26 protein-coding genes and 3 tRNA genes are annotated in these 25,663 nt (G+C 68.2%); 17 read left to right on the forward strand and 12 right to left on the reverse strand.

The features are described 5' to 3' along the window. From A9X04_RS10990 to A9X04_RS11005, 4 genes are read left to right on the forward strand one after another with little or no spacing between them, the layout of a single operon-like run. Entirely contained in the window at positions 1-765 is a 765-nt protein-coding gene (locus tag A9X04_RS10990; RefSeq protein ID WP_067920202.1) for an SDR family NAD(P)-dependent oxidoreductase, read from the forward strand. A gap of 54 nt (positions 766-819) precedes the next feature. Continuing rightward, positions 820-2,139, forward strand: a complete 1,320-nt coding sequence (locus tag A9X04_RS10995; protein WP_067920204.1) for an acyl-CoA dehydrogenase family protein — start codon at positions 820-822, stop codon at positions 2,137-2,139. After that, the gene (locus tag A9X04_RS11000) at positions 2,136-2,747 is read left to right on the forward strand and encodes a TetR/AcrR family transcriptional regulator (RefSeq protein ID WP_067920206.1); all 612 of its coding nucleotides are present in this window, start codon (positions 2,136-2,138) and stop codon (positions 2,745-2,747) included. The genes A9X04_RS10995 and A9X04_RS11000 overlap by 4 nt, the downstream gene beginning before the upstream one ends. Continuing rightward, positions 2,747-3,712 (forward strand): NADPH:quinone oxidoreductase family protein, encoded by a 966-nt coding sequence (locus tag A9X04_RS11005; RefSeq protein WP_067920208.1) that lies wholly within the window; start codon positions 2,747-2,749, stop codon positions 3,710-3,712. Before A9X04_RS11000 ends, A9X04_RS11005 begins: the two co-directional genes overlap by 1 nt. A 74-nt stretch (positions 3,713-3,786) precedes the next feature. Here A9X04_RS11005 and A9X04_RS11010 read toward each other — a convergent pair whose 3' ends face one another. After that, a complete protein-coding gene (locus A9X04_RS11010; RefSeq protein ID WP_197509128.1) occupies positions 3,787-5,667 on the reverse strand; it encodes an alkyl/aryl-sulfatase in 1,881 nt (626 codons plus the stop codon). Between the two features lie 172 nt (positions 5,668-5,839). Between A9X04_RS11010 and A9X04_RS11015 the strand changes: the two genes are divergently transcribed. Continuing rightward, positions 5,840-6,316 (forward strand): lipoprotein LpqH, encoded by a 477-nt coding sequence (locus A9X04_RS11015; RefSeq protein ID WP_067920212.1) that lies wholly within the window; start codon positions 5,840-5,842, stop codon positions 6,314-6,316. On the opposite strand, the gene A9X04_RS11020 is transcribed toward A9X04_RS11015, so the two are convergent. From A9X04_RS11020 to A9X04_RS11030, 5 genes are all read right to left on the reverse strand, one after another. Beyond that, complete coding sequence (locus A9X04_RS11020; RefSeq protein WP_067920272.1) at positions 6,309-7,826, reverse strand: cell wall metabolism sensor histidine kinase WalK; 1,518 nt, start codon at positions 7,824-7,826, stop codon at positions 6,309-6,311. The genes A9X04_RS11015 and A9X04_RS11020 overlap by 8 nt on opposite strands. Next, entirely contained in the window at positions 7,804-8,508 is a 705-nt protein-coding gene (locus A9X04_RS11025) for a response regulator transcription factor (protein WP_067920214.1), read from the reverse strand. Before A9X04_RS11025 ends, A9X04_RS11020 begins: the two co-directional genes overlap by 23 nt. Positions 8,509-8,659: 151 nt before the next feature. Further along, a complete protein-coding gene (locus tag A9X04_RS30895) occupies positions 8,660-8,815 on the reverse strand; it encodes a DUF6131 family protein (protein WP_090419013.1) in 156 nt (51 codons plus the stop codon). A gap of 11 nt (positions 8,816-8,826) precedes the next feature. Further along, complete coding sequence (locus A9X04_RS29630) at positions 8,827-9,075, reverse strand: hypothetical protein (protein WP_082972912.1); 249 nt, start codon at positions 9,073-9,075, stop codon at positions 8,827-8,829. 129 nt (positions 9,076-9,204) lie between these two features. Then, entirely contained in the window at positions 9,205-10,143 is a 939-nt protein-coding gene (locus tag A9X04_RS11030) for a class I SAM-dependent methyltransferase (protein ID WP_067920216.1), read from the reverse strand. Positions 10,144-10,342: 199 nt separating this feature from the next. On the opposite strand from A9X04_RS11030, the gene A9X04_RS11035 reads away from it, so the two are divergent. Beyond that, a complete protein-coding gene (locus A9X04_RS11035; protein ID WP_231985705.1) occupies positions 10,343-11,341 on the forward strand; it encodes a phosphotransferase family protein in 999 nt (332 codons plus the stop codon). Between the two features lie 280 nt (positions 11,342-11,621). Then, positions 11,622-11,834, forward strand: a complete 213-nt coding sequence (locus tag A9X04_RS11040) for a hypothetical protein (RefSeq protein ID WP_067920220.1) — start codon at positions 11,622-11,624, stop codon at positions 11,832-11,834. 145 nt (positions 11,835-11,979) lie between these two features. Here A9X04_RS11040 and A9X04_RS11045 read toward each other — a convergent pair. Both A9X04_RS11045 and A9X04_RS11050 read right to left on the reverse strand, forming a co-directional pair. Continuing rightward, positions 11,980-12,052 (reverse strand) — tRNA-Arg (locus tag A9X04_RS11045). A gap of 32 nt (positions 12,053-12,084) precedes the next feature. Then, positions 12,085-12,176, reverse strand: a tRNA-Ser gene (locus tag A9X04_RS11050). 84 nt (positions 12,177-12,260) lie between these two features. On the opposite strand from A9X04_RS11050, the gene hisC reads away from it, so the two are divergent. After that, positions 12,261-13,328 carry a histidinol-phosphate transaminase gene (gene hisC / locus A9X04_RS11055; protein ID WP_067920222.1) on the forward strand — a complete coding sequence of 356 codons (1,068 nt, stop codon included), beginning with the start codon at positions 12,261-12,263 and terminating at the stop codon, positions 13,326-13,328. An 11-nt stretch (positions 13,329-13,339) separates the two neighbouring features. Continuing rightward, complete coding sequence (locus tag A9X04_RS11060; protein ID WP_067920224.1) at positions 13,340-13,801, forward strand: DUF4334 domain-containing protein; 462 nt, start codon at positions 13,340-13,342, stop codon at positions 13,799-13,801. 214 nt (positions 13,802-14,015) lie between these two features. On the opposite strand, the gene A9X04_RS11065 is transcribed toward A9X04_RS11060, so the two are convergent. Further along, on the reverse strand, positions 14,016-15,602 hold the full coding sequence (locus A9X04_RS11065; RefSeq protein WP_156764312.1) for a hypothetical protein: 1,587 nt from the start codon (positions 15,600-15,602) through the stop codon (positions 14,016-14,018). Positions 15,603-15,701: 99 nt separating this feature from the next. Here A9X04_RS11065 and A9X04_RS11070 point away from each other — a divergent pair, with 99 nt between their 5' ends. Next, positions 15,702-16,619, forward strand: a complete 918-nt coding sequence (locus A9X04_RS11070) for a LysR family transcriptional regulator (protein WP_067920228.1) — start codon at positions 15,702-15,704, stop codon at positions 16,617-16,619. On the opposite strand, the gene A9X04_RS11075 is transcribed toward A9X04_RS11070, so the two are convergent. Next, a complete protein-coding gene (locus tag A9X04_RS11075; protein ID WP_197509127.1) occupies positions 16,616-17,200 on the reverse strand; it encodes a TIGR03086 family metal-binding protein in 585 nt (194 codons plus the stop codon). The genes A9X04_RS11070 and A9X04_RS11075 overlap by 4 nt on opposite strands. 23 nt (positions 17,201-17,223) lie before the next feature. On the opposite strand from A9X04_RS11075, the gene A9X04_RS11080 reads away from it, so the two are divergent. The 4 genes from A9X04_RS11080 to A9X04_RS11095 are packed head-to-tail and all read left to right on the forward strand — an operon-like array spanning position 17,224 to position 20,686. Further along, positions 17,224-18,048, forward strand: a complete 825-nt coding sequence (locus tag A9X04_RS11080; RefSeq protein WP_067920232.1) for a crotonase/enoyl-CoA hydratase family protein — start codon at positions 17,224-17,226, stop codon at positions 18,046-18,048. Between the two features lie 25 nt (positions 18,049-18,073). Continuing rightward, positions 18,074-19,312 (forward strand): lipase LipE, encoded by a 1,239-nt coding sequence (lipE, locus tag A9X04_RS11085; RefSeq protein ID WP_067920234.1) that lies wholly within the window; start codon positions 18,074-18,076, stop codon positions 19,310-19,312. Between the two features lie 29 nt (positions 19,313-19,341). Continuing rightward, positions 19,342-19,533, forward strand: coding sequence for a hypothetical protein (locus A9X04_RS11090; protein WP_067920236.1), 192 nt, complete (start codon positions 19,342-19,344; stop codon positions 19,531-19,533). A gap of 34 nt (positions 19,534-19,567) precedes the next feature. Then, a complete protein-coding gene (locus A9X04_RS11095; RefSeq protein ID WP_067920238.1) occupies positions 19,568-20,686 on the forward strand; it encodes a hypothetical protein in 1,119 nt (372 codons plus the stop codon). A gap of 6 nt (positions 20,687-20,692) precedes the next feature. Here A9X04_RS11095 and A9X04_RS11100 read toward each other — a convergent pair. Continuing rightward, a tRNA-Ser gene (locus tag A9X04_RS11100) sits at positions 20,693-20,779 on the reverse strand. Between the two features lie 37 nt (positions 20,780-20,816). On the opposite strand from A9X04_RS11100, the gene A9X04_RS11105 reads away from it, so the two are divergent. Further along, positions 20,817-21,785, forward strand: coding sequence for an NAD(P)H-quinone oxidoreductase (locus A9X04_RS11105; RefSeq protein ID WP_067920274.1), 969 nt, complete (start codon positions 20,817-20,819; stop codon positions 21,783-21,785). 45 nt (positions 21,786-21,830) lie between these two features. Here the strand turns inward: A9X04_RS11105 and A9X04_RS11110 are convergent, their stop codons facing one another. Beyond that, positions 21,831-23,027: a cysteine desulfurase-like protein gene (locus tag A9X04_RS11110; RefSeq protein WP_067920240.1), complete on the reverse strand. Its 1,197-nt coding sequence runs from the start codon at positions 23,025-23,027 to the stop codon at positions 21,831-21,833. A 128-nt stretch (positions 23,028-23,155) separates the two neighbouring features. Between A9X04_RS11110 and A9X04_RS11115 the strand changes: the two genes are divergently transcribed. Together A9X04_RS11115 and A9X04_RS11120 are read left to right on the forward strand one after the other, a co-directional pair. Continuing rightward, on the forward strand, positions 23,156-25,129 hold the full coding sequence (locus tag A9X04_RS11115; RefSeq protein WP_067920242.1) for a DUF6541 family protein: 1,974 nt from the start codon (positions 23,156-23,158) through the stop codon (positions 25,127-25,129). A gap of 21 nt (positions 25,130-25,150) precedes the next feature. Beyond that, positions 25,151-25,657: a bacterial proteasome activator family protein gene (locus A9X04_RS11120; protein WP_067920243.1), complete on the forward strand. Its 507-nt coding sequence runs from the start codon at positions 25,151-25,153 to the stop codon at positions 25,655-25,657. Positions 25,658-25,663 lie beyond the last annotated feature (6 nt).

Consider the following 25,663-nt stretch of genomic DNA (forward strand, 5'->3'; position numbering starts at 1 on the left):
ATGGGTTATGCCGACCAGCTTTTCGATCTCACGGACCGGGTCGTGCTGGTCACCGGGGGCAGCCGCGGGCTGGGCCGCGAGATGGCGTTCGCGGCAGCACGCTGCGGCGCCGACGTCGTGATCGCCAGCCGCAACATCGACAACTGCGTGGCCACCGCCAAGGAGATCCAGGCCGAAACCGGCCGCTCCGCTTTGCCGTATCAGGTGCACGTCGGCCGCTGGGACCAGCTCGACGGGCTGGTCGAGGCGACCTATGACCGATTCGGCAAGGTGGACACGCTGATCAACAACGCCGGCATGTCACCGCTGTACGACAAGCTGACCGACGTCACCGAGAAGTTGTTCGATGCGGTCGTCAACCTCAACCTCAAGGGCCCATTCCGGTTGTCGGCCTTGGTGGGCGAGCGAATGGTCGCGGCCGGGCGAGGATCCATCATCAACGTGAGCACGGCCGGGTCGCTGCGCCCGACGCCGGACATCGTCCCCTACGCCGCCGCCAAGGCCGGGCTCAACGCGATGACCGAGGCACTGGCGAAGGCGTTCGGGCCATCCGTGCGGGTCAACACGCTGATGGCCGGGCCCTTTCTCACCGACGTGAGCAAGGCCTGGGACCTCGAGGCGGCCCAGAGCAAGCCGTTTGGACACCTGGCGCTGCAGCGCGCCGGGGAACCGGCCGAAATCGTCGGGGCAGCATTGTTTTTGGCATCCGACGCGTCCAGTTTCACCACCGGCTCGATCCTGCGCGCCGACGGCGGTATCCCCTGACGTGGCGCGTCGCCACCTATGACCGCTGCCCAATGAACGAATAGGAGCATTCGAATGTCCTGGGACTTCTCCACCGAACCGGAATTCCAGCACAAGCTCGACTGGGTCCGCGACTTCGTCCACCACGAGGTGGAACCCCTCGAGGTGCTGTTCCCGGGTTGCGAGTTCCTGCCGCTGAACGACGAGCGCCGGCGGATCGTCGATCCGCTCAAGCAGCAGGTGCGCGACCAGGGGTTGTGGGCACCACACCTTGGCCCCGAACTCGGCGGACAGGGCTTCGGCGCGGTCAAGCTGACGTTGATCAACGAAATCCTGGGCCGCAGCCCGTGGGCGCCGATCGTGTTCGGCACGCAGGCGCCCGACACCGGCAACGCGGAGATCATCGCCCGCTTCGGAACGCAGCAGCAGAAGGACCGCTATCTCGCCGGGCTGCTGTCCGGGGAGATCTTCTCCTGCTTTTCCATGACCGAACCGCAGGGCGGCGCCGACCCGCGGGTCTTCCGGACGCGCGCCTTCCGCGACGGCTCGGAAAAAGACGGGGACTGGGTGATCACCGGGCGAAAGTACTTCTCCTCCAACGCCTCCGTGGCCTCGTTCTTCATCGTCGTCGCGATCACCGACCCCGACGTGCCGGTCCACCGCGGCGCGTCGACGTTCCTGGTGCCGGCTGGTACCGAAGGCCTGACCATCGAGGCCACCCATCATCTGGTGGGGGCGCTGCCGCACGAACCCGGGCATTCGCTGGTGCACTACGACGGGGTGCGCGTGCCGTCGGACGCGCTGCTGGGTGAACCGGGCCAGGGGTTCATGATTCTGCAGACCCGGCTGGCCGGCGGGCGGCTGCATCACGCGATGCGGTCGATCGGGGTGGCCCAACGCGCGGTGGAGATGATGGCCCGTCGCGCGAAAAGCCGTTTCACTCAAGGAAGTTCGCTGGCCGACAAACAGCTGGTGCAGGCGTTCGTCGCCGACTCGTACACCGAGCTGATGCCGTTCCGGCTGGCGGTCCTGCACGCGGCGTGGCTGATCGACACTGCCGGCGAACACGCGGCCCGCGCCGAGATCGGCGCCTGCAAGATCCTGGCGTCACAAGTGCTCAAATCGATTGGGCTGCGGGCGATCCAGGTGCACGGCGCACTCGGCACCACCGACCAGCTTCCGCTGGTCAACGTGCTGCTCGGCGGCGTGGCGCTGGGCCTGGCCGACGGGCCGACCGAGGCCCACAAGGTCAACCTGGCCCGGCTGCTGCTCAAACACTACGAGGCCGAGGACCCCGAGTGGCCCAGTGAGCTGCTGGACATCCGCCGGGAGGCCGCGCGCACCAAGTACGGCGACCTCATCGACCGCGTTCCGGCGCTGCCCGATTCGCCGTGAGCAGCCGGGTGACCGCGGCGGTCGAGCGGGCGCTCGACGACCGCCAGCGGGAGGCCACCGAGGAGGTGGAGCGCATCCTGGCCGCCGCGGTGCGCGTCATGGAACGGGTGGCGCCGGAACCACCGCGGGTCAGCGACATCGTCGCCGAGGCCGGCACGTCGAACAAGGCGTTCTACCGCTATTTCGCCGGCAAGGACGATCTCATCCTGGCCGTCATGGAGCGCGGCGTCGGCATCGTGGTGTCCTACCTCGAGCACCAGATGGCCAAGGAGAGCGAGCCGCGCGAGCGGGTCGCTCGCTGGATCGAGGGCACGATGGCGCAGGTCGCCGACCCGCACCTGATCAGCATGAGCCGCGCGGCGGCGGGCCAGATGTCACCCCGCACCAATTGGTCGGCGGTCGATCAGGAGATGCTGCGGCCGCTGCGCGACCTGCTCGTCGAACCCGTTGCGGCGCTGGGCAGCAGCGACGTCGAGCGCGACGTCGAGGCGGTGTTCAGTTGCACGGCCGCGACCATGCGGCGATACGTGGGGTCTGCCGACCGGCCCGGGTCCGACGACATCACCCACCTGGTCGGATTCTGCCTGCGCGGTCTGGGGGTCGGCTGATGCGCGCGGTGGTCTGCCGTTCCTATGGCACACCGGAAGACCTGGTTCTCGAGGACGTCGACGAGCCGGTCCCGGCCCCCGGGCAGCTGCTGGTGCGCGTGCACGCCGCCGCCGTGAATTTCCCCGACGTGCTCTTCATCGCCGGCAAATACCAGGTCAAGATCCCGCCGCCGTTCATACCGGGCAACGAGATCGCCGGCGAGGTGATCGCCACCGGCGAGGGCGCGCCGTTCGAGCCGGGGCAGCGAGTGGCCGGAACCACCTTCGGGGCATTCGCCGAACGCGCACTGCTGGACGCGAGCCAGGCGGCGCTCATCCCCGACGACGCGGACTTCGCGTCGGCCGCGGCCTTCGGCGTGACGTACCGCACCGCGTATCACGCGCTGCGCTCGACCGCCGCGGTGGCAGAAGGGGATTGGGTCGTCGTGCTGGGCGCCGCGGGCGGTGTGGGGCTGGCCGCGGTCGACCTGGCCGTCGCCATGAGGGCCCGGGTGCTGGCCGCGGCGTCGAGCCCCGAGAAGCTCGACCTGTGCCGGCGACGCGGCGCCGAGGCGACCGTCGACTACGACCGGGAGGACTTGAAGGCGCGCATCCGCGAGCTCACCGGCGACGCCGCCCGGGTGGTCATCGATCCGGTCGGCGGGCCGTACGCCGAGCCGGCGCTGCGCGCGCTGGCGCGCGGCGGCACCTTCGTCACTCTGGGCTACGCCGCGGGTTCCATACCGGCGATCCCGCTCAATCTCGTTCTGCTCAAGGACATCTGCGTGCGTGGCATGGAGATCCGCACCTTCATGACCGACCATCCCGACCAGGCCGTCCGCGACATGCGGGAATTGTCGGAGATGTTCGCCGCCGGCACGATCCGCCCGTACATCGGTGCGCGATTCCCGCTGTCCGAGACCGCGGCCGCGCTGCGGCACGTGGCCGACCGCAAGGTGTTGGGCAAGGTCGTCATCGACGTATGACGCGGTGTGGCGCCGAGATTGCCGCCATGGTCGTGAAATCCAGGTCCGGAGCAGCCGTCAGGGCAATCTCGACGTCAGGGCGTGACGATGTTGAAGCTCGGGTCGGGTTGGTCCAGCGCACCCAGGAGGGCCTGTAGCGCCGCCTGGTCGCCGGATATCTGCAGGCCCGGGGAGGTGAAGTCGCCCAGCGCCGCGGCCAGCAACCGGGACTTGCCGTCCAGCTGCACCGTGACGGTCGCCGTCGCGGGTTGGGCCGGAGCCTTGCGGTAGACGAGCACCCCGTTGCGCAGGGTGAGCCGGTAGTTGGCGGCCAGATCGGTGAAGGCGATGTCGACGGCGAGGTCGAGATCCCAGCTGCGTGGCCCGTCGACCCGGATGGCGAGGCTGTCGAAGATCTGTTCGGGGGTCAGCTGGGACAACATGGTGGGCGACGCGACCTGAGCCGCCGTGCCGAAGTTTCCGTTCCGCAATTCGGTTGCGCCGCTGAGGAAGAAGTTGCGCCACGTTGCGTTCTCGGCGCCGTAGGCCAGCTGCTCGAGCGTGTCGGCGTACAACGCACGAGCGTCGGCATGGTCGCTGTCGGCGAAGACGGCATGGTCGAGAAGGGTTGCCGCCCACCGGAAGTCGCCGGAGTCGAACGCCGTCCGGGCCAGCTGAACAACTCGGTCGATGCCGCCCATCGCCTCGACATAGCGGGGAGCGAGGGCCTCCGGCGGATGCGGCCACAGCCTGGCCGGGTTGCCGTCGAACCAGCCCATGTAGCGCTGGTAGACGGCCTTCACGTTATGGCTGACCGAGCCGTAATACCCGTGGGTGTGCCAGGCGCGCTCGAGCGCCGGCGGCATCCGGAACATCTCCGCGATCTCGACGCCGGTGTAACCCCGGTTGAGCAGCCGCAGCGTCTGGTCGTGCAGGTAGGCATAGAGGTCGCGCTGCAGCGAGAGAAATTCGACGATGTTCTCCCTGCCCCAGGTGGGCCAGTGATGCGACGCGAACACCACGTCGGCGCGGTCGGCGAAGGTGTCGATCGCCTCGGTGAGGTAACCGGACCAGGCGTGCGGGTCGCGCACCAGGGCGCCGCGCAGGGTCAGCAGGTTGTGCAGGTTGTGGGTGGCGTTCTCGGCCATGCACAACGCGCGGAAACGCGGGAAGTAGAAATGCATTTCGGCGGGTGCCTCGGTGCCGGGAGCCATCTGGAACTCGATCTCCACGCCGTCGATGGTGTGCCTCTCGCCGGTCTCGCGGACGTCGATGGTGGGGACGATGATCGCCACCTCGCCGGTGGACGTGGCCTGGCCCAGCCCGCAACCGACCTGGTCCTGCGGCCCGCGGGGCAGCAACGTGCCGTACATGTAGGTCGCCCGCCGCGTCATGGCCGGGCCGGCGTAGACGTTCTCCCGGACAGCGTGCTCGGCAAAGCCTTCCGGCGCCAGCACGTCCACCGCGCCGGCGTCCAGGTCCGCCTGTGTGGTGACGCCCAGCACGCCGCCGAAGTGGTCGACGTGGCTGTGGGTGTAGATCACCGCGACGACGGGGCGCTCGCCGCCGCGGTGGGCGCGATACAACGCCAGCGCCGCCGCCGCGACCTCGGTGGACACCAACGGGTCGATGACGATGACGCCGGTATCGGTCTCGACGAACGTGACGTTCGAGATGTCGAAGCCACGGACCTGGTAGATGCCGGGAACCACTTCGTAGAGGCCCTGTTTGGCGGCCAGCGTCGACTGCCGCCACAGGCTCGGGTGCACCGACGCCGGCGCCTGACCACCGAGGAAGGAGTAGGCGTCGTTGTCCCACACCACCCGGCCGTCGGCCGCCTCGATGACGCACGGGGACAGGGCGGCGATGAACCCGCGATCGGCGTTGCGGAAGTCCGCATCGTCATCGAATGGCAGCGCGTGTGCGCGGTGCGCCGCCTCGATGACCGCGGTGGGGGGTTTGTGCTGCACGCCAATACATTGCCACCAACGCGCCATTCCGCGAAGCCGTTCCACCGCATCCTGTCCAGTGATCAACGGACACAGAAACAATTCGCCCGAATGCTAGATGTTCGGCCCAGTTAACCCGCATACTGCCCCAGACGGCCCTCAATGCCGAGGGTCGCAACTTTCGGGCAAAGGAGAACACGTGAAGCGTGGACTGACGGTCGCGGTGGCTGGAGCGGCAATTCTGGCCGCCGGAGTCTCCGGCTGTTCAAGCAGCAAGCAGCCTTCGGGCGGTTCGGGCACCAGCTCGGCCGTGAACACCTCGGCGGGCGCCGCCAGCGGAACCAAGGTCCTGATCGACGGCAAGGACCAGAACGTGAGCGGCTCGGTCGTGTGCACGTCCGCGGGCGGCACCGTCAACATCGCGATCGGTGGCGCAGCCACCGGCATCGCCGCCGTGCTCACCGACGCCAACCCGCCGCAGGTGAAATCCGTTGGCCTGGGCAACGTCAACGGCGTGACGCTCGGATACACGTCCGGAACCGGCCAGGGCAACGCCTCCGCCGAGAAGAACGGCAACAGCTACAAGATCACCGGAACGGCCACCGGGGTCGACATGGCCAACCCCATGCAGCCCGTGAACAAGCCGTTCGAGATCGACGTCACCTGCTCTAGCTAGCCGAGCTCGCGGGCGGTTGCCACCCGTTGAGTGGCAACCGCACCGTGAACTCGGTATGACCGGGTGAGCTGTTCACCCTGATCGTCCCGTTGTGGGCCTTGACCACCGCGGACACGATCGCCAGACCCAGCCCCGTGCTGCCGCCCTTGCGGGAGCGCGAGGTATCACCGCGGGCGAACCGCTCGAACACCTCCGATTGCAGCGCCGCCGGGATGCCGGGCCCGTTGTCGATCACCTGCAGCACGGTGTGTTCCGGCTCGGTACTCAACCGCGTCGTCACGACCGTGCCCGCGCCGGTGTGCAATCGGGCGTTGGCGAGCAGGTTGGTCAGCACCTGGTGGAGCCGGGCCGCGTCACCGGTGACGATCACGGGCTCCTCCGGCAGGTCGAGTTCCCACTGATGGTCGGGCCCGGCGACATGCGCGTCGTTGACCGCGTCAACGGCCACCCGTGACAAATCGACCGGCTCGCGTTCCAACGGCCGGCCGGAGTCCAGGCGGGCCAGCAGCAGCAGATCCTCGACCAGCCGCGTCATCCGTTCCGTCTCAGAGGCCACCCGGCTCATCGCGTGCGCCACCGCCTCGCGGTCGTCACCCATGCGTTGGGTGAGTTCGGTGTAGCCGCGGATCGCGGCCAGGGGCGTGCGCAGCTCGTGGCTGGCGTCGGCGACGAATTGGCGGACCCGCGTCTCGCTGGCCTGCCGCGCCGACAGGGCGGACGCGATGTGGTCCAGCATCCGGTTGAGGGCCGAGCCGAGCTGGCCCACCTCGGTGGAGGGGTTGGCATCGGACTCGCGCACCCGGACCGGCAGCTGGACCTCACCGCGGTCCAGCGGCAGGTCGGCCACCTTGCTCGCGGTCTGCGCGACCCGGCGCAGCGGTGCCAGCGCCCGGCGGATGATCACGACCCCGGCGATCGTCGCGGCGGCCAAGGCGATCACGGTGACGATCCCGAAGATGATCAGCATCCGGATCAGGGTGGCGTCGACGTTGGACATCGACAGGCCGGTGACGATCGTGTCGCCCCCGTTCCGGCTCGGGGCCGCGACCACCCGATATCGGCCGAGGCCATCCAGGTCGACGGTGACCGGTGCGCGACTGGAGGCGACCTGTTCCAGTTGGTTCTGGGCCGTCGGGGTCAGCGCGGCGCGGGTGCCGCTGCTGGTCAGGTAGCCCGCGTCGACGGTCTTCCCGTGATTGACGACCGCGGCCACCATGCCCGCCGGCTGACCGGGGGCGTCGAGAAATCGCGGGCCGGGGCCCGGCCGCGGATAGAAGGAGTGCTCGTGGCGCCAACCCGGGCGGTTCGGTTCGGGATACATCAGCGCCGAGCGGAACGATGTGCCGGCGAGCTGCCCGTCGAGCTGCTTGACCAGGTGGTGGTTGAGCGCCAGTTCGGTCGCCGCGGTGATGCCGACGCACACGATGGCCAGCACCACGATCTGTCCGACCAGCAGCCGCAGCCGCAGCGACCAGGCCCGCCGCGGGTTAGCGGGCCGGCTTGAGGACATAACCCGCGCCACGCAGCGTGTGGATCATGGGGTCGCGACCGTTGTCGATCTTCTTGCGCAGATAGGAGATGTAGAGCTCGACGATGTTGGACCGGCCGCCGAAGTCATAGCTCCACACCCGGTCGAGGATCTGGGCCTTGCTCAGCACCCGCTTGGAGTTGCGCATCATGAACCGCAGCAGCTCGAACTCGGTGGAGGTCAACGCGATCGGTTCGCCGGCCCGGGTGACCTCGTGGCTGTCCTCGTCGAGCACCAGGTCGCCGACGACCAGCTGGGCGCCGCTGTCCAGCGTGGTCACGCCGGTGCGCCGCAGCAGCGCGCGCAGCCGCAGCACCACCTCTTCGATGCTGAACGGCTTGGTGACGTAGTCGTCGCCGCCCGCGGTCAGCCCGGCGATGCGGTCTTCCACCGCATCCTTGGCCGTCAGCAGCAGCACCGGAAGCTGCGGGTTCTCTTCACGCAGCTTGTGCAGGACGTCGAGCCCGCTCATGTCGGGCAGCATCACATCGAGGACGACCACATCTGGGCGCTGGGCCCGGGCGGCGGCGATAGCCGATGCCCCGTCGCCGGCGGTGGCGATGTTCCACCCCTCGTACCGCAGCGCCATGGACACCATCTCAGCCAGGACGGACTCGTCGTCCACGACCAACACGTTGATCGGATTGCCGTCCGCGCGGCACATGACAACCCGCTCGACGGAGGCTCGGGGCTGTGTCACAGGTTCCAGTATGCGCAGCGCGCTGAGCCGCCGCTATGGCCTGGCTTTGCGTGACCTGTGAACGGGATCGCGCGGCCGCCCGGCAGTCGCGCGATCCCGTTTTCCGGCGTGGTGGCTAATACCAATAGCGCCGGCCGGCGACTGGACGACCGATCGAACCCATGATCCACAACACGGCGCCGATGACCAAGACCACGACACCGATTTCCCACAGCAATGGGACACTGAATACAAACCCGAGAATAAGCAGGACTACGCCCAAGACAATCATCACAACTCCTTTTAGGTGAGGGGTAGTAGAACACCAGGCATTGAACTGGGCTGCGGAACATGGCAGTCCTTGACTTTCGGGTTGACGCCCCCGTAATTCAAAGGCCCCGCAATGACGGTCAACGCAATGTTTCCCGCCGTGACACAGCTGGTCGAGTCACCTTTGAAGTAGTCGCGTTGCCATGCCGCGAACACCCCGATGAGCAGCCATACCAGGGCAATGGTGCCGATGATTCCGCTGCCACGCATAGTGACCTCCAATGTGGTCGAGAAAAATTTCTCGTGGACGATAGTTACCCATTGGACTTATGTCTAAACATTCGCCGCGGCTGAATTCGGCAGTGCGCCAGCGGAGCCCGGGGAGCGAATCGAAGTGGTTTGACGCGCTAGCTAACGCCGCTGCGCGGAGACATACAGGGTGGGCGGCATCGCGGACTCTGCGTCCTGCGGAACGCTGCGACCGTAGCGAGCCATCAACTCGGCGAACGTCGCCGTGGCGACGTCCCAGCCACGCTCCCGCAACCAGGCGTCGACGGGGGTGCGCTCCTCGGGATACCAGAGGTCGTCGAAGTCGGTGATCTCGGAATCGACCAGCTTGGCCGCCGCGGCCCGCATGCGCCGCATGTCCTCACGCTGGCGCTGGACCAGGTCGGGGTCGGTGAACCCGGCGCCCGGCACGTTGGAGGCCAGCCGGCTGCCGTCGGCGCTGAGCGAATGGATGCGCTGGAACAACAGGTCCTGGCCCTGCGCCGGCAGGTAACGCACCAGGCCCTCGGCCGACCAGGCGGCAGGCCGCGACGCGTCAAACCCCGCCTCCTGCAACGCCTTCGGCCAGTCCTGGCGCAGGTCGATGGGCACGTTGACCAGCCGCGCCCTGGGCTGCGCGTCGTGCTCGCTCAGCGTGGTGGATTTGAAGTCGAGGACCTTGGGCTGATCGAGCTCGTAGACGACCGTGCCGTCGGGCCACGGCAGCCGCCAGGTGCGCGCGTCCAGGCCGGCGGCCAGGATCACCACCTGACGTACGCCGGAGTCGGCCGCGCCCAGGAAGAACTCATCGAAAAAGGCTGTCCGCGTGGCCATGAAGTCGATCATCAGCTGGATGCGCGTGCCGACCTCGGGCTCGAGCTCCACCGCCTTGGCCAGCAGCGCGGGATCGGCATAGATGCTCCACATGCCTTCGCCGGCCGCGTCCACGAACACGCGCGCGAACGGGTCGTTGATGAGCGGATTCTCGCTCTCCGTCTCGGCGGCCCGCGCCGCCGCGACGCCAAGTGCGGTGGCTCCCACGCTTTGGGTGATGTCCCAGGAATCGTTGTCGGTACGCGGCATCGCCAGTTCCCTTCCAGGCGCGAGATTCAGTTAGTTGCCCACACTATTGTTCCAGGCTCCGCCGCCCGGAGCCCGTTCGCGGCGGTGGCCTACGCTTTTTCCCAGACGGCCCACAGGGTTGCAGCAAAGGAGCTGGCATGGACGAGATCGGTATCGGCTGAACGTGGATGCCGTGAACCTGGACGCCGTCGCGGCCTGGATGTCCGAGCGGGGACTCGGCGAAGGGCCGCTGGAGGACGTCACCACCGTCACCGGCGGAACCCAGAACGTCATGATCCGGTTCACCAGGGCCGGCCGGCCGTACGTGTTGCGCCGGGGACCGCGGCACCTGCGCCCCCGGAGCAACAGCGTCATCCTGCGGGAAACGAAAGTCCTTGCCGCCCTGGCCGGTTCCGACGTGCCGCACCCCCACCTGATCGCCGCTTGCGAGGACCCCGGCGTGCTGGGCGACGCGGTCTTTTACCTGATGGACCCGGTCGAGGGATTCAACGCCGGGGAGGGACTGCCGCCGTTGCATACGGGTGATCCCAGCGTGCGGCACGGCATGGGCCTTTCGATGGCCGACGCGCTGGCAAAGCTGGGCGCCGTTGACCATGTCGCCGTCGGTCTGGGCGATTTCGGCAAGCCGGAGGGCTTCCTGGAACGCCAGGTCCCGCGCTGGCTGTCCGAACTGGACTCCTACAGCGAGTACGAGGGCTACCCCGGGCCGCAGATCCCGGGAATCGGGGAAGTGTCGGCCTGGCTGGAACGCCACCGACCGGCAACGTGGACACCCGGGATCATGCACGGCGACTACCACGCCGCCAACGTGATGTTCTCCAACACCGGCCCGGATGTGGTCGCGATCGTCGACTGGGAGATGTGCACGATCGGGGACCCGCTGCTGGATCTGGGCTGGCTGCTGGCGACCTGGCGCCAGCCCGACGGGTCCAGCGTGTTCAGCCACGCCCTGGGCGGGCAGGACGGGCTGGCCAGCACCGACGAGCTTTTCCAGCGCTACGCGGCCAACACCACCCGCGACCTCTCGCACATCACCTGGTACACGGTGCTGGCGTGCTTCAAGCTGGGCATCGTCATCGAAGGCACGCTCGCCCGGGCCTGTGCAGGCAAGGCCGAGAAAGAGGTCGGCGATCAATTGCACGCGGCCACTGTTCACCTCTTCGAGCGCGCGTTGGGCCTGATCGAGAGCGTGCCCTGATCCACTAGCGTCTCCCTTCGCGCCGCCCTACCCCGAAGACGCGGCCCGTTCGGGGTCCGTTCGGGGGCCACTAGATCCTCGGCCTCCTCCCGAGCGGATTTGAACCCCCGAACCTACTGATCCATAAGGGCTGGTGCGTTCGCAGCCGTCTGCCGTCAACGGCTCGAGCGTTATCCGTTGCGACGCATCGGCTACCGCGCGCTTTACGTTCCGTTAAATACCGCGTTCCAAATCGGCCATTGCCCTGTCAACAACAGGCCATTGGTGCAACCATCTTCTGATGGGTGAAAGCGATGCCGCCCAAGCCGTCGAGCTGATCCGGGCTCTGTGCGAGGTGCTGGACAAAATGACCCGCCAGCTGACCTGGCTGGAAGTCCGCGGCGCCGGGGCCGAAGCGACCGCCCTGCACCGGGACATCGCCGAAGCGCGGGCGCACATCAACCGGCTACAAAGCCGATACCTCAAGAGCTCCCCCACGCGCCAGTTCGCTTAGCAGGCCTGGCGGGCGATGCCGCGCAGGCTCCGGAGCCGCACAGATTTTCGTCTCACTAGACCGCTTCGGCGCTCGGGAACTCCGGTCTCAAGGACCAGGCGAAGATGAAATGTCGAGCGTCAACGAACGTCATACCGGTGATGAGCGCGCCCGAAGGGATTCGAACCCCTAACCTTCTGATCCGTAGTCAGATGCTCTATCCGTTGAGCTACGGGCGCCCGTGTGTTCAGTTGTCTTGCGTGGTGTTCCTTGGCGGAGGCGAGAGGATTTGAACCTCCGGTCCCCTTTGAGGGGGACAACTCATTAGCAGTGAGCCCCATTCGGCCGCTCTGGCACGCCTCCCTTGGACTGTTCGAGGGTACCCGACCCCTTTCCGGTCTCGCGGAACCGGCCATAGCGTACACATCCGCGACATAAACTGTCGAAGTGACCGCCCGCCTGCGTCCCGAACTGGTCGGACTGCCAGTCTATGTCCCCGGCAAGAACGTGCCGGGCTCCATCAAGCTGGCCAGCAACGAGACCGTCCACGGTCCGCTGCCCAGCGTGCACGCGGCGATCGAGCGGGCCGTCGCCGTCGTCAACCGCTACCCGGACAACGCCAGCGTCGACCTCAAGGCGGCCCTGGCCATGCACCTGGGCTCCTCCGTCGCAACGGAGCACATCGCGGTCGGTAGCGGTTCGGTCAGCCTGTGCCAGCAGCTGGTGCAGATCACCTCCGCGGCCGGCGACGAAGTCATGATGGGCTGGCGCAGCTTCGAGTGTTACCTGCCGATCGTCCAGGTGTCGGGCGCGACCGCGGTGAAAGTGCCGCTGAGCGACCACACCCACGACCTCGACGCCATGCTCGCCGCGGTCACCGATCGCACCCGGCTGATCTTCGTCTGCAACCCGAACAATCCGACGTCGACGGTGGTCGATCCGGACGCCCTCGTTCGTTTCGTCGAAGCCGTGCCGCCGCACATCCTGATCGCCATCGACGAGGCCTATGTCGAATACATCCGCGACGGAATGCTGCCCAGCAGCCTGGAGCTGGCCCTATCGCGCAGCAACGTCGTTGTGCTGCGGACGTTTTCGAAGGCCTACGGGCTCGCGGGTCTGCGCGTCGGTTATGCAATCGGTCACCCGGACCTGATCACCGCGCTGGACAAGGTCGTCATGCCGTTCGCCGTGACCAACGTCGCCCAGGCGGCCGCCATCGCGTCGCTGGAGGCGTCGGACGAGCTGATGGCGCGGACCGACGCGCTGGTCGCCGAGCGCACCCGCGTCAGCGCGGGGTTGCGCGACGCCGGGTTCACCCTGCCGCCGTCGCAGGCCAACTTCATCTGGCTGCCGCTGGGTTCTCGTACCACGGATTTCACGGAGCAGGCCGCCGACGCGCGGCTGGTGGTGCGCCCGTTCGCCGGCGAGGGGGTGCGCATCACCATCGGTGCGGTGGAGGAGAATGACGCCCTGTTGCACTTCGCCCAGGATTGGATTTCCCGCACCGAACCGTAAGGAGCACTCCATTGGACTTGGCGCGCAAACAGTTCACCGAGTTCAAGGAGCGCGACGGTGACATCCCCGATGCCGAGCTCGACGACTTCTGGGCCGGCCTGCAGCCCGCGACGATCGAGGGCATGCTGGGCGAATGGCAGGGCGGCGAATTCCGCACCGGCCACCGGATGAACGGCCAGCTGGAGAAGGCCGGCTGGTTCGGCAAGACCTTCAAGTCGGCTCGGGACGTGCAGCCGCTGGTCTGCCTGGACGCCGACGGCAACAAGTTCTCGAACGTCGAGATGGGCAAGGGCGAGGCCAGCCTGTGGCTCGAAGAGTTCCGCGGCGAGGTCACCGCGACGATGGTCTACGACGGCCAGCCCGTGCACGACCACTTCAAGAAGATCGACGACAACGCCGTCATGGGCATCATGAACGGCAAGGGCGTCCGGGATAACGGCCGGTACTACTACTTCTACCTCGAGCGGGTGTAGCGCCTCGCCGAGCGTGGACTGACTGCGAAAACGCTGCCCGGATTTCGCGTTGTCTGCACGTTCGGCAGAGGCCGACGCTAACTGGCCGGTTTGCGGGCGGTGAAGGCGACCAACCGCTCGAGCGCGCCGGCGTCTCCGGGTGCTTGCGCGCGCCTCGCCCGACGAGCAGGCGGGCCTCCTTCGTGGGTTGAGGGAGGCCCGCCCGTCAGTTTGGTCAGTTCTCAGCGCCTTTCTGCCGGCGCCGTCCGATGACGCCCTCGGTCCAGGGCCGCTCCTCGGTGTAGAGCGCCTCCTCGTCCGGCTTGGCGTGCCTGCCCCTTCCGGCGTTGTTCCCCTGCACACCGGGCGACCCCACCGGGGGGACGCCCATGCCGGCACCGCCCGTCGCGGCGCCGAGGCCCGGAACGCCGCGGCCGGCCCCCGCGGTTGCCGCCGCGGGCCCGGTCGCGCCGGGTCGTCCCGGCGCCGCTTCGGCCTCCACGGCCGGCTGCAGCGGCCCCGCCGTGATCACCGCACCGCCACGGCCGATGCCGCCGCCGGACAACTTCGGTTTTTGGCCGTTCGAGGCTGCCGGCGCACCGGTCCAGGCGTGCGGATATCCCTTGGCGCCGGCCGGAACGCCTGTGGTGGCATTCCTCGACCAGTTCGGCATGGCAGGCATCGGCGAAAAGCCGGGGTAGCGGTCACTGGGCGACTCTGTCGGGAGGTCACCCAAGCCGTCCTCCCAATCCCCGTCCCAGGGCGGCTTCCCGTCCGGGGTGCCGGGGTCGGGAAGGTTGTTGCCCGGGTCGGGGAGACCCTCGCCGGGGTCCGGAAGACCATTGCCAGGGTCGGGAAGACCGTCGCCAGGGTCGGGGAAACCGTCGCCGGGGTCGGGAAGACCGTTGCCGGGGTCGGGAATCAGGTCGCCGAGGTCGGGCGGCGGCGCGGGCGGCGCCCAGGCGGTCGGGGGGCTTGACGGCTTGATCGGCGGCAGCGGCAGAGCCGCCTTCTTCTCGTATTCGGGCAACACCTCCTCCGACTTCTCCTGCAACCTCGCGTACTCCTGCTGAACTTGGTGTTGGATGATCGTGGCCCCGACGCCGGAGCCGGACGCTTTCGACCACATTTCATCGAGCTGGGCGATCTCCTCCGCCGTGGGGTGTTCGGCAAGTGCCCAGCGCTGTGTCGAGGCGACGTTGCGCGCCTGAGTCGCCATCGTGGCGCACTCGTCCGCCATTTCGTACAGCCAGGCCCGCTGCTGGTCGAAGTTGGCCTCGACCGCCTGACTCGCGTCGCCCGCCCAGTGGTCGAACGGCCGGAAGCGGCGGGCGGCCTCGAGCAAGGTCCGCTGATATGCGGTCCACGCGTCGGCGAATCGGTCGAATGATGCGCCCCGGTCGGTTGCCGCGATCTTCTGCGCCGCCTCTTTGACCGGGTAGTAGGGGGTGAAGAAATTCGCCGACATCAGCTCCTCGGCGACCGGCGGTGCCTCAACCGGCTCGACCGCGAACCCGGTGACCGCCGACAGGGAACGGCCGGTCAGGATGGACTGCCCAGCACTCTCGTCGACGTCCTCATATGCTTTGGCGACATTTCGCAGCGCCTCTGCCAGCCGCTGCCGCACCCGGTCGCCCACGCCCAAGTACAGCCGCATGTTGTCGGCGGACAGCGCGAGTTGGGCGGCGGCCGCGGTGACCATGTCCAACGCACAGGGTGCTTGGGGGTTGTCGCTCGGCGGTGCCGGGATCGGGGCCTCCAGCTCGGCGGCCCGGGCGATCAGCTCGTCGTGGTCGACCGTGAGGGTCAGCATTTGTGTCATGTCGGGTCTCTCCTTCGGGCTCGAGGGGGATAAAGTTCTTACACCTAAAGCCTCTTGCACCTGCTGACATTTGTGAAATGAATGGTTAGCATGCGACACATGCGCGAGACGCATATCGATAAGGTGGACCTGAATCTGCTTCCGCCCCTGATGGCCCTGCTCGAGGAGCGGCACGTCTCGCGCGCGGCGGAGCGAGCCCGGCTCAGCCAACCGGCGATGAGCCGCGCGATGCAGCGGTTGCGGCGACACTTCGGCGACGAGTTGCTGGTGCGCGGCCCGGACGGCTACTCGTTGACCCCGCGAGCCGAGCGGATCCGCGACCAACTGGCGACGACCGTCACCCAGCTCGAGCAACTGTTTGCCAACGAATCCTTCGACCCAGCCACCGCAGCCCAATCGTTTCGCATGGCCATCACCGACTACGCGCTCTCCGCGTTCGGTCCCGCAGTCGTGCACTCCATCCTGGCGCAGTCACCGGCCTCCACGGTGCACTGCGAAGCCCTCGACTCGCGCGCGTTCGACAAGCTGGACGCTGGGACGCTTGACCTGGTGATCTACGGCCGCGCCGTGCCCGACCGGTACTGCAGCACACAGTTTTTCACCGATCAGTTCGTCTGCGTGGTGGCCGCCGACCACCCGCTCGCCGCGGAGACGGCTGTTTCGCTGTCGGCCTATCTGCGCTGGCCGCATGTGGACATCGCGCTCGACCAGCCGTGGATCGAGCGGGCGCTCGAGGCGCACGACGCCAAGCGCCGGATAGCGGTCCGGATGCCCTACTTCGCTCCGGGGCCAAACATGCTGCCCGGCACCGAGCTGATCCTGACGGTTCCGGCGCAGCTGGCCCGCGCCATCGCCGACCCGGCCCAGACCCGCGTGCTCACGGCCCCACCGGAGCTGGGCGAGCTACGGTCCGCCGCCGTCTGGCACCCGCGCCTCGACCAGGATCCGTCCCACCGCTGGCTGCGGCAGGTTGTCAGCGCCATCGCCACGGCGTCGGCGTCGCGTCCCGGCGGTTAGCCGGCCGGGTTGCGCCCGGTGAAGGCGACCAATTGCTCGAGCGCGCCGGCGTCGGCCGGGACGTCGATCGGGTCGTCGAACCCGGCACCGGCACGAATCTCCGGCCGGATGATGGTGCGCGCCAACCCCAGCACGTATTCGGACAGTGGTTCCGGGGCGTTGAGTTCGTGGCCCACCGCCGCGGCGTAATCCCAGGCGTGCACCAGGAATTCGACCGAGAAGATGCCGCACGCCGTCTTGGCGGGCATCTCGCTCTTGCCGAACGGCACCGTGCCGTCCAGGCCGCGGCGATGCCAGGCATCCAGCGCCGGCCGGGCCGCGGCGACCACCTGCCGTTCCACCGAATCGCCTTGCTCGCGCTCCGGCATAGCGGCGCCCACCATGCCCCCGAGCCCGGCGATCGACTTCAGCAGATGCTCGGTCAGCTGCGCCACGTCGAACTCGCTGCACGGCGTCCGCCGGGACAGATCGTCGGCCGGAATCGTGTGCAGCACGCGCTGCAGCACCCCGAGCGTGTCCTCGGCGCTGTGCAGTTCGTCGGTGGGCGGGGAATGTGGGCCGGGCCGCAAATCAGGAGCCATGTTTGCCACGCTACGGTCTCGATATGGCGCAAGCATACGAATCCGTCACGGTGGAAACCAAAGATCATGTCGCGCAGGTGACGCTGATCGGGCCGGGCAAGGGCAACGCGATGGGCCCGGCGTTCTGGTCGGAGATGCCGGAGCTGTTCGCGGCCCTGGACGCCGACCCCAAGGTGCGGGCCATCGTGCTGACCGGTTCGGGCAAGAACTTCAGCTACGGCCTGGACGTGCCCGCGATGGGCGGCTCGTTCACCCCGCTGCTGTCCGGCGACGCGCTGGCCGGCCCGCGCGCGGTCTTCCACCGCGAGGTCAAGCGCATGCAGGGCGCGATCACCGCCGTCGCGGACTGCCGCACCCCGACGATCGCGTCGGTACACGGCTGGTGCATCGGCGGCGGCGTCGACCTGATCTCCGCGGTCGACATCCGCTACGCCAGCGCCGACGCCAAATTCTCGGTGCGCGAGGTCAAGCTGGCGATCGTCGCCGACGTCGGCAGCCTGGCCCGGCTTCCGTACATCCTGAGCGACGGGCACCTGCGTGAGCTGGCGCTGACCGGCAAGGACATCGACGCGGCCCGGGCCGCGAAGATCGGCCTGGTCAACGACGTGTACGACGACGCCGACGCCACGCTGGCCGCCGCGCACGCCACCGCGGCCGAGATCGCCGCCAACCCGCCGCTGGCGGTGCACGGCATCAAGGACGTGCTCGACCAGCAGCGCACCGCCGCCGTGTCGGAGAGCCTGCGCTACGTCGCCGCCTGGAACGCCGCCTTCCTGCCGTCGAAGGACCTGACCGAGGGCATCGCGGCGACCTTCGAGAAGCGCCCGCCGCGATTCACCGGGGAGTGATCCGGCGCCACGTACTCTCGCTGAGGTGACGACACCAGACGGCAAGATCCGCGTCCCGGCCGACCTGGACGCCGTGACGGCGATCGGCGACGAGGACTACTCCGAGATCGACGGCGCCGCCGTCGACCGGATTTGGGCGGCCGCGCGGCACTGGTATGAGGCAGGCTTCCAGCCGGCCATCCAGCTGTGCCTCCGTCGGCACGGGCGCGTCGTGCTCAACCGGGCGATCGGCCACGGCTGGGGCAACGCCCCGAGCGACCCGGCCGACGCCGAGAAGATCCCCGTCACGACGGACACGCCGTTCTGCGTCTACTCGGCAGCCAAGGGCATCGCGGCGACCGTGGTGCACATGCTCGTCGAGCGCGGCGTCTTCTCACTCGACGACCGGGTGTGCGACTACATCCCCACCTTCACCAGCCACGGCAAGCACCGGATCACCATCCGGCACGTGATGACGCACAGCGCCGGGCTGCCCTTCCCCACCGGACCCAAGCCGGACGTCAAACGCGCGGACGACCACGAATACGCGCAACAGAAGCTCGGTGAACTGCGGCCGATCTACCGCCCCGGGCTGTTCCACATGTACCACGCCCTGACCTGGGGTCCGCTGATCCGCGAGATCGTGTACGCGGCCACCGGCAAGGAAATTCGCGAAATTCTGGCCACCGAGATCCTCGACCCGCTCGGCTTCCGGTGGACGAACTTCGGTGTCGCCAAAGAAGACCTGCCACTGGTCGCGCCCAGCCACGCGACGGGGCGCCCGCTCCCGCCGATCGTGGCGCAGATCTTCCGCAAGGCGATCGGCGGAACCGTGCACGAGATGATCCCGATCACCAATACCCCGCTGTTCCTCACCACGATCATCCCGTCGTCCAACACGGTGTCGACCGCCAACGAGATGTCCCGGTTCGCCGAAATCTGGCGCCGCGGTGGCACTCTCGACGGCGTGCGGGTGCTGAGCCCGGAGACGATGTACGGCGCGGTCAAGGAATGCCGGCGACTGCGACCCGATTTCGCGGTCGGGCTGCAACCCGCCCGCTGGGGCACCGGTTTCATTCTCGGAACGGACCGGTGGGGACCGTTCGGGCTGCACGCGCCCAACGCGTTCGGCAACCTCGGCCTGGTCAACATCGCGATCTGGGCCGACCCCGCGCGCGGTCTGGCGGCCGGCGTGATCAGCAGCGGCAAGCCCGGCCGCGACCCGGAAGCCAAGCGCTACACCGCCCTGATGGACACCATCGCCGCCGAGATTCCCACCGATTGAGGGCACCCGGCGGTGGGAACACTGCCGGGATGGCTACCTACCGAGTGCTCAACCCCAAGGGCGACGTCGTCGCGACCAAGGACATCGAAAGCGCCGACAAGGCGCACGCCTGGTTCGCCGACGAGGCGGTCGAGGGCAACGAACTGGGCTGGCGTATGGAAGTCGAAGCCGACGGCCAATGGCGCTTCTTCGACAACAGCGAAGGCGACCGCAGCTACTAGGGTTTGCGGCCCGGCCCGCAGGGCACCCAAAGACATGGACTCTGAACGCTTCCGCAAGCTGCTGGATTCCCCCGGGCCGTTCGCGTCGGTCTACTTCGACGATTCGCACGACACCCACGACGCCGAAGCCCAGCTCGAGCTCAAATGGCGTGCGCTGAAAGAAGAACTCGACAGACAGGTCGCCGGCGCGGCGGTGATCGACGACATCGGGCGCGCCGTGCTGGGCCTGCGCCCGCCGATCGGCCGCAGCGGCCGCGGCGTGGTGGCGGGCTCCCAGGGCGTGCTCCTCAACGAGCACCTCACCCGGCCCACCGCCGAGACGGTCGTGCGCGTCTCCGAATTGCCTTTCGTGCTACCGATCGTCGAACTGGGCTTCGATCACCCGGACTATCTGCTGGTGGTGGCGGACCACACCGGCGCCGACATCACCGCCCACGTCAACGGCACCCTGCGCACCGAAACCGTTGACGGTGGCGGCTATCCCGTCCACAAGGCCGCCGGCGCCGAAACCGCCGGATACGGCGACCCGCAATTGCGCACCGACGAAGCCGCCCGCAAGAACGTGCGAGCCGTCGCCGACCGGGTCGGCGAGCTGGTCGACGACAAGTCGATCGAGATGATCTTCGTCGTCGGCGAGGTGCGGTCACGTTCGGACCTGCTGTCCGCCCTGCCAGATCGACTGCGCGAGCGGGCGATTCAGCTGCAGGTGGGTGCGCGACACAGCGGTCACGACGACGAAGAAGTTCGGCGGGCCATTGAAGCCGCGTTCGTCAGCCGACGGTTGCGGGTCATCGACGACGCGGCCGATCGGTTCACCGCCGAGGTAGGCCGGCAATCGGGGCTGGCCGCCGAGGGGCTGGGCGCGGTGTGCTCGGCCCTGCGCCAGGGCGCGGTGGACACGTTGATCATCGGTGACGTCGGCGACGCCACCGTGGTCGCCGACGCCGATCTGACGACCGTCGCCCCCAACGCGAACGTGTTGTCCGAGCAGGGCGCGGCCGCGGACAAGACGCTGCGCGCCGACGAGGCCCTGCCGCTGTTCGCGATTGCGGTCGGGGCGTCGCTGGTGCGCACCGACGAGCGGATCGCCCCGGCCGACGGCATCGGGGCACTGCTTCGCTACGCGCCGACGCTGCACCAGCCCGTCGGGTGACACGCGCGGTGGCGGAGGGATTTGAACCCCCGGACGGTGTTAGCCGTCTCTCGCTTTCAAGGCGAGTGCATTAGGCCGCTCTGCCACGCCACCGCCGATAAGCGTAACGGGGGTCGGTAGCGTGGCCACCATGCGCGCCATCGTCGCCGAATCCCCCGATCACCTTTCCTGGCAAGACGCGCCCGACGTGTCCGCTGGACCCGGCGAGGTGTTGATCAAGGTCGCCGCCGCCGGCGTGAACCGCGCCGACCTGCTGCAGGCCGCCGGTAAGTATCCGCCGCCGCCGGGCGCCAGCGACATCATCGGCATGGAGGTGTCCGGCGTGGTCGCCGACGCCGGCGAGGGTGTCACGGATTGGACTGTCGGACAAGACGTTTGCGCGCTGCTGGCGGGCGGCGGGTACGCCGAGTACGTCGCCGTTCCCGCCGGCCAGGTGATGCCGATCCCCTCTCGTGTCGACCTGATCGACGCGGCCGGGCTGCCGGAGGTGGCTTGTACGGTGTGGTCCAACCTGGTGCTCACCGCCCACCTGGGTGCGGGCCAGCTGCTGCTGCTGCACGGCGGCGCCAGCGGCATCGGAAGCCACGCGATCCAGGTCGCGCGGGCGTTGGGGGCCCGGGTGGCCGTCACGGCCGGTTCGGCGGAGAAGCTGGAATTCTGCCGTGAGCTGGGCGCCGAGATCACCATCAACTACCGCGACGAAGATTTCGTCGCGCGGCTGCAAGAAAGCGGCGGAGCCGACGTGATCCTCGACATCATGGGCGCCGCCTACCTGGACCGCAATATCGACGCCCTGGCCACCGACGGACAGCTGGTCATCATCGGCATGCAGGGCGGCATCAAGGGCGAGCTCAACATCGGCAAGCTCTTGGCGAAGCGCGCCCGGGTGATCGGCACCACGCTGCGTGCCCGCCCGGTGACCGGGCCCAACAGCAAGACCGAGATCGTGCAGGCGGTGATCGGCTCGGTCTGGCCGATGATCGCCGAGGGCCGCGTCCGGCCGATCATCGGCGCCCGCATGCCGATTCAGCAGGCCGGTGAGGCGCATCAACTGCTGACGTCGAGCAAGGTGACCGGAAAGATCGTGCTTACGGTCTAGCGGCCCGCGGGCTGGGGGTACCGCCCGCTCGCGGAACCGAAAGGCTCAGCCCAGGGACGCCAGCGCGCGCACCAACTGATCGACCTCGGCCGTCGTCGAGTAATGCGCCAGCCCGACGGTTACCGCTCCGCCGACGTCGTTGACGCCCAGCACGTCGAGCGCGCGGGAGTTCTCGTTGGTGACGGCCAGAATCCCGTTGTCCGCCAACCGCTGCACCACCCGCTCGGCGGGCACGCCGTTCAGGGCGAAGCTCACCACGGGTATCCGCACCTCCGGACGGCCGATCACCATGACCAACGGCAACGACCGCAACGACACCATGAGGTAATCGAAGATCCGGTTCAGATACGAACTGGCCGATTGCATCGACACCGACAGGCGTTCGCGCCGGCTGCCGCGGGCCGACTCGTCGAGCGCCGCCAGATACTCGATGCTGGCGACCACCCCGGCCAGCAGACCGAACTGGTGCGCGCCGATCTCGAGACGCGCCGCGCCGGTGGCCTTCGGGTCGGTCGAGATCGAGCTGAACGAATTGAGCAGTGCCGGATCGCGGAACACCACCGCGCCGATCGGCGGACCGCCCCACGCCAGGGCGTTCACCGCCACCACGTCGGCGTCGGTTTCCCGCACGTCGAGCAACCGGTACGGCGCCGCGGCGGAATGGTCGACCACCACCAGCCCGCCGACGTCGTGCACCAGCTTGGTCATCGCCCGAAGGTCAGTGACCGTGCCCAGCGTCGCGGACGCCGACGCGACGGCCACCAGCCTGGTCGATTTCCCGATCAAGCCCTCCCACTGCCAGGTCGGCAGCTCGCCGGTCTCGATGTCGATCTCGGCCCACTTCACCTTGGCGCCGTAGCGGTGCGCCGCCCGCAGCCAGGGCGCGATGTTCGCCTCGTCGTCCAGGCGGCTGACGATCACCTCGTAGCCCAGCCCCGCCCGCGAGGACGACGCCTCGGCCAGCGCCGACAGCAGGATCGCGCGGTCGGCCCCGAGCACCACGCCCGCCGGGTCCACATTGAACAGGTCGGCCACCGCCGCCCGCGCCGCCTCGAGGATGGCGGCGCTGCGCTGCGCGGACGGATGCGCGCCGACCGTGGTGGCGCTGGACCTGCGGAAGGCGGTCGAAACGGTGGTCGCGACGGAATCGGGGATGAGCATCCCGGTAGGCGCATCGAAGTGCACCCACCCGTCACCCAGCGACGGATGCAGTCCGCGCACCCGGGCGACGTCGTAAGCCATGCCAGCCACCTTAGAGCTTGCGCATTTCCGCGAAACTGTGACGGTAGCGGGTGCCCGGAACGCTCGAGCCGTTGAGGCCAGCCAGTGGCTTCGCAGGGGCAGGACACCCGGCCAGCCATACTAGTCGAGTGGGGCTCTGGTTCGGAACGCTGATCGCATTGTTTTTGCTGATAGCGCCCGGAGCGATCATCGCGCGTATCAGTCAGCTGAGTTGGCCCGTCGCGGTCGCGGTGGGCCCGGCGCTGACCTACGGCGCTGTCGCGCTGGCGATCATCCCGTTCGGCGCGGTCGGAATCCCGTGGAACGGTTGGACGGCGCTGGCCACTCTGGTCGCGGTGTGCCTGGTGATGACGGCCCTGCAGCTGCTGCTCGGCCGCTACCGCGACACCGAGGCCGAGGCGCGGGGGATCGGCCGCTGGCCCGCAATCCTCGTCGCGGCCGGGGTGCTGCTGGGGTCCCTGCTCATCATGTGGGCGGCCTACCGCGGCCTGGCCACCCGGTGGCAGACCATCCCCAGCACCTGGGACGCCGTCTGGCACGCCAACGAGGTGCGGTTCATCCTCGACACCGGGCAGGCGTCGTCCACCCACATGGGCGAGCTGCGCAACGTCGAAACGCACCAGACGCTGTACTACCCGTCGGTGTTCCACGCGTGGGTGGCGGTGTTCTGTCAGCTCACCGGGGCCGCGCCCACCACCGGCTACACGCTGAGCTCGGTGGCGGCCTCGATCTGGCTGTTCCCCAGCAGCGCGGCGATGCTGACCTGGCGGCTGCTGCGCCCGCACTGGGGGCAATGGCGCACCGCCGGCGCGGCCGCCACCACCGCCGCACTGTCGGTGTCGTTCACGGCCCTCCCCTACGTCGAGTTCGGTGTCGCCGCGATGCCCAACCTGGCGGCCTACGGGGTCGTCGTCCCCACGTTCGTGCTGATCGCCTCGACGCTGCGCCACCGCGACCGCATCCCGGCCGCCGTGCTGGCCTTCGTGGGGGTGATGTCGGTCCACCTGACCGGCGGGTTCATCGTCGTGCTGTTCGTCGTCGCCTGGTGGATGTTCGACGTGCTGTGGCACCCCGTCCGCGCCCGCGTCGCCGACGCCGTGACGCTCGCCGGCGTGGCCGTGGCGACCGCGCTGATCCTGTTGCCGCAATTCATCAGCGTCCGCCAACAGGAAGACATCATCGCCGGGCACTCGTTTTTGACCAAGCTCAGCAAGAAGCGGGGGGTGTGGGACGCCGTCTTCCAGCACTCGCGTCACCTCAACGACTTCCCGTACCAGTACGGCCTGATGTCGCTGGCGATCCTCGGCGGGATCATCTTCGCCTACAAGAGGATCTGGTGGCCGCTGGCGCTGTGGCTGTTGCTCGTGGTGGTCGACGTCGACGCCGGAACGCCGCTCGGCGGCCCGGTCGGTGCGATTGCCGGTGCGTTCGGGGAGTTCTTCTACAAGGACCCGCGCCGGATCTCGGCCGCGATCACCCTGTTGCTGGAACCGATGGCCGGGGTCGCATTGTTTCTGATCGTCATGGTGGTGGTGGCCGGCGCCCAACGAGTCGCCGGCCGATTCAAACCCTTACCCGCGCCGGCGTGGACCGCGGCGACGGCGGTCCTGCTGGTGGCGACGACCGTCTTCACCGCCCGCCACTACTTCTATCGACACCTGGTGCTGTTCGGCGACAAGTACGACTCGGTGATGATCGACCAGCGCGACCTGATGGCCATGGCCTACCTGGCCACGCTGCCCGAGGCGCACAGCACCGTGATCGGCAACGCCAACACCGACGGCACTGCATGGATGTACGCCGTCGCCGACCTGCACCCGCTGTGGACCCATTACGACTACCCGCAGCAGATGGGACCCGGCCCCAACCGCTACATCTTCTGGGCCTACGCCCGCAGGGGGGATTCCGACCCACGGGTGGTCGAGGCGATCAAAGCGCTCAACATCCGGTACATCTACACCAGCCAGCCGACGGTCCGCGGGTTCGCCGTACCCGACGGACTAGTGTCACTGGATAAATCGCAGTCGTGGACGCTGATCTACGACAATGGTGGAGCCCGAATCTACGAATGGCGCGGAAGCGGCGCGGCGCCGCACTCTTAGTCCGCAAAGGATGGTGATGGATTGACTACCCGCAACGACGACGATGGCATCGAGATCATCGGCGACGTGGATCCGCGGCTGACGTCGGCGCCGGAGGAAGACGCCGACGAGCACTCCCTGACCGATCTGGTTGAGCAGCCCGCGAAGGTGATGCGCATCGGGACGATGATCAAGCAACTGCTCGAGGAGGTGCGCGCCGCACCGCTCGACGAGGCCAGCCGCAACCGCCTACGCGAGATCCACGAGACCAGCATCCGCGAACTCGAGGAGGGGCTGGCTCCGGAACTGCGCGAAGAGCTCGACCGCCTCACCCTGCCGTTCAACGAGGACTCGGCGCCGTCGGACGCCGAATTGCGCATCGCCCAGGCCCAATTGGTCGGGTGGCTGGAAGGGCTGTTCCACGGCATCCAGACGGCGCTGTTCGCCCAGCAGATGGCCGCCCGCGCGCAGCTGGAGAACATGCGCCAGGGCGCGCTTCCCCCGGGTGTCAGCAAGCCGGGCGGGTCCGGGCACGGCCAGTACCTGTAAAGCGCA

The organism is Mycobacterium sp. E3247 (assembly GCF_001667785.1).
In the GTDB taxonomy this organism is placed as follows: Bacteria; Actinomycetota; Actinomycetes; order Mycobacteriales; family Mycobacteriaceae; genus Mycobacterium.

What these genes read in the sequence shown, in the direction of transcription:
- A9X04_RS10990 (WP_067920202.1), top strand. Translation starts at nt 1, where the DNA reads ATGGGTTATGCCGACCAGCTTTTCGATCTCACGGACCGGGTCGTGCTG.
- A9X04_RS10995 (WP_067920204.1), top strand. Translation starts at nt 820, where the DNA reads ATGTCCTGGGACTTCTCCACCGAACCGGAATTCCAGCACAAGCTCGAC.
- A9X04_RS11005 (WP_067920208.1), top strand. Translation starts at nt 2,747, where the DNA reads ATGCGCGCGGTGGTCTGCCGTTCCTATGGCACACCGGAAGACCTGGTT.
- A9X04_RS11020 (WP_067920272.1), bottom strand. Translation starts at nt 7,826, where the DNA reads ATGTCCTCAAGCCGGCCCGCTAACCCGCGGCGGGCCTGGTCGCTGCGG.
- A9X04_RS11025 (WP_067920214.1), bottom strand. Translation starts at nt 8,508, where the DNA reads ATGTGCCGCGCGGACGGCAATCCGATCAACGTGTTGGTCGTGGACGAC.
- A9X04_RS30895 (WP_090419013.1), bottom strand. Translation starts at nt 8,815, where the DNA reads ATGATTGTCTTGGGCGTAGTCCTGCTTATTCTCGGGTTTGTATTCAGT.
- A9X04_RS11030 (WP_067920216.1), bottom strand. Translation starts at nt 10,143, where the DNA reads ATGCCGCGTACCGACAACGATTCCTGGGACATCACCCAAAGCGTGGGA.
- A9X04_RS11035 (WP_231985705.1), top strand. Translation starts at nt 10,343, where the DNA reads ATGTCCGAGCGGGGACTCGGCGAAGGGCCGCTGGAGGACGTCACCACC.
- A9X04_RS11040 (WP_067920220.1), top strand. Translation starts at nt 11,622, where the DNA reads ATGGGTGAAAGCGATGCCGCCCAAGCCGTCGAGCTGATCCGGGCTCTG.
- A9X04_RS11065 (WP_156764312.1), bottom strand. Translation starts at nt 15,602, where the DNA reads ATGACACAAATGCTGACCCTCACGGTCGACCACGACGAGCTGATCGCC.
- A9X04_RS11070 (WP_067920228.1), top strand. Translation starts at nt 15,702, where the DNA reads ATGCGCGAGACGCATATCGATAAGGTGGACCTGAATCTGCTTCCGCCC.
- A9X04_RS11075 (WP_197509127.1), bottom strand. Translation starts at nt 17,200, where the DNA reads ATGGCTCCTGATTTGCGGCCCGGCCCACATTCCCCGCCCACCGACGAA.
- A9X04_RS11080 (WP_067920232.1), top strand. Translation starts at nt 17,224, where the DNA reads ATGGCGCAAGCATACGAATCCGTCACGGTGGAAACCAAAGATCATGTC.
- A9X04_RS11090 (WP_067920236.1), top strand. Translation starts at nt 19,342, where the DNA reads ATGGCTACCTACCGAGTGCTCAACCCCAAGGGCGACGTCGTCGCGACC.
- A9X04_RS11095 (WP_067920238.1), top strand. Translation starts at nt 19,568, where the DNA reads ATGGACTCTGAACGCTTCCGCAAGCTGCTGGATTCCCCCGGGCCGTTC.
- A9X04_RS11105 (WP_067920274.1), top strand. Translation starts at nt 20,817, where the DNA reads ATGCGCGCCATCGTCGCCGAATCCCCCGATCACCTTTCCTGGCAAGAC.
- A9X04_RS11110 (WP_067920240.1), bottom strand. Translation starts at nt 23,027, where the DNA reads ATGGCTTACGACGTCGCCCGGGTGCGCGGACTGCATCCGTCGCTGGGT.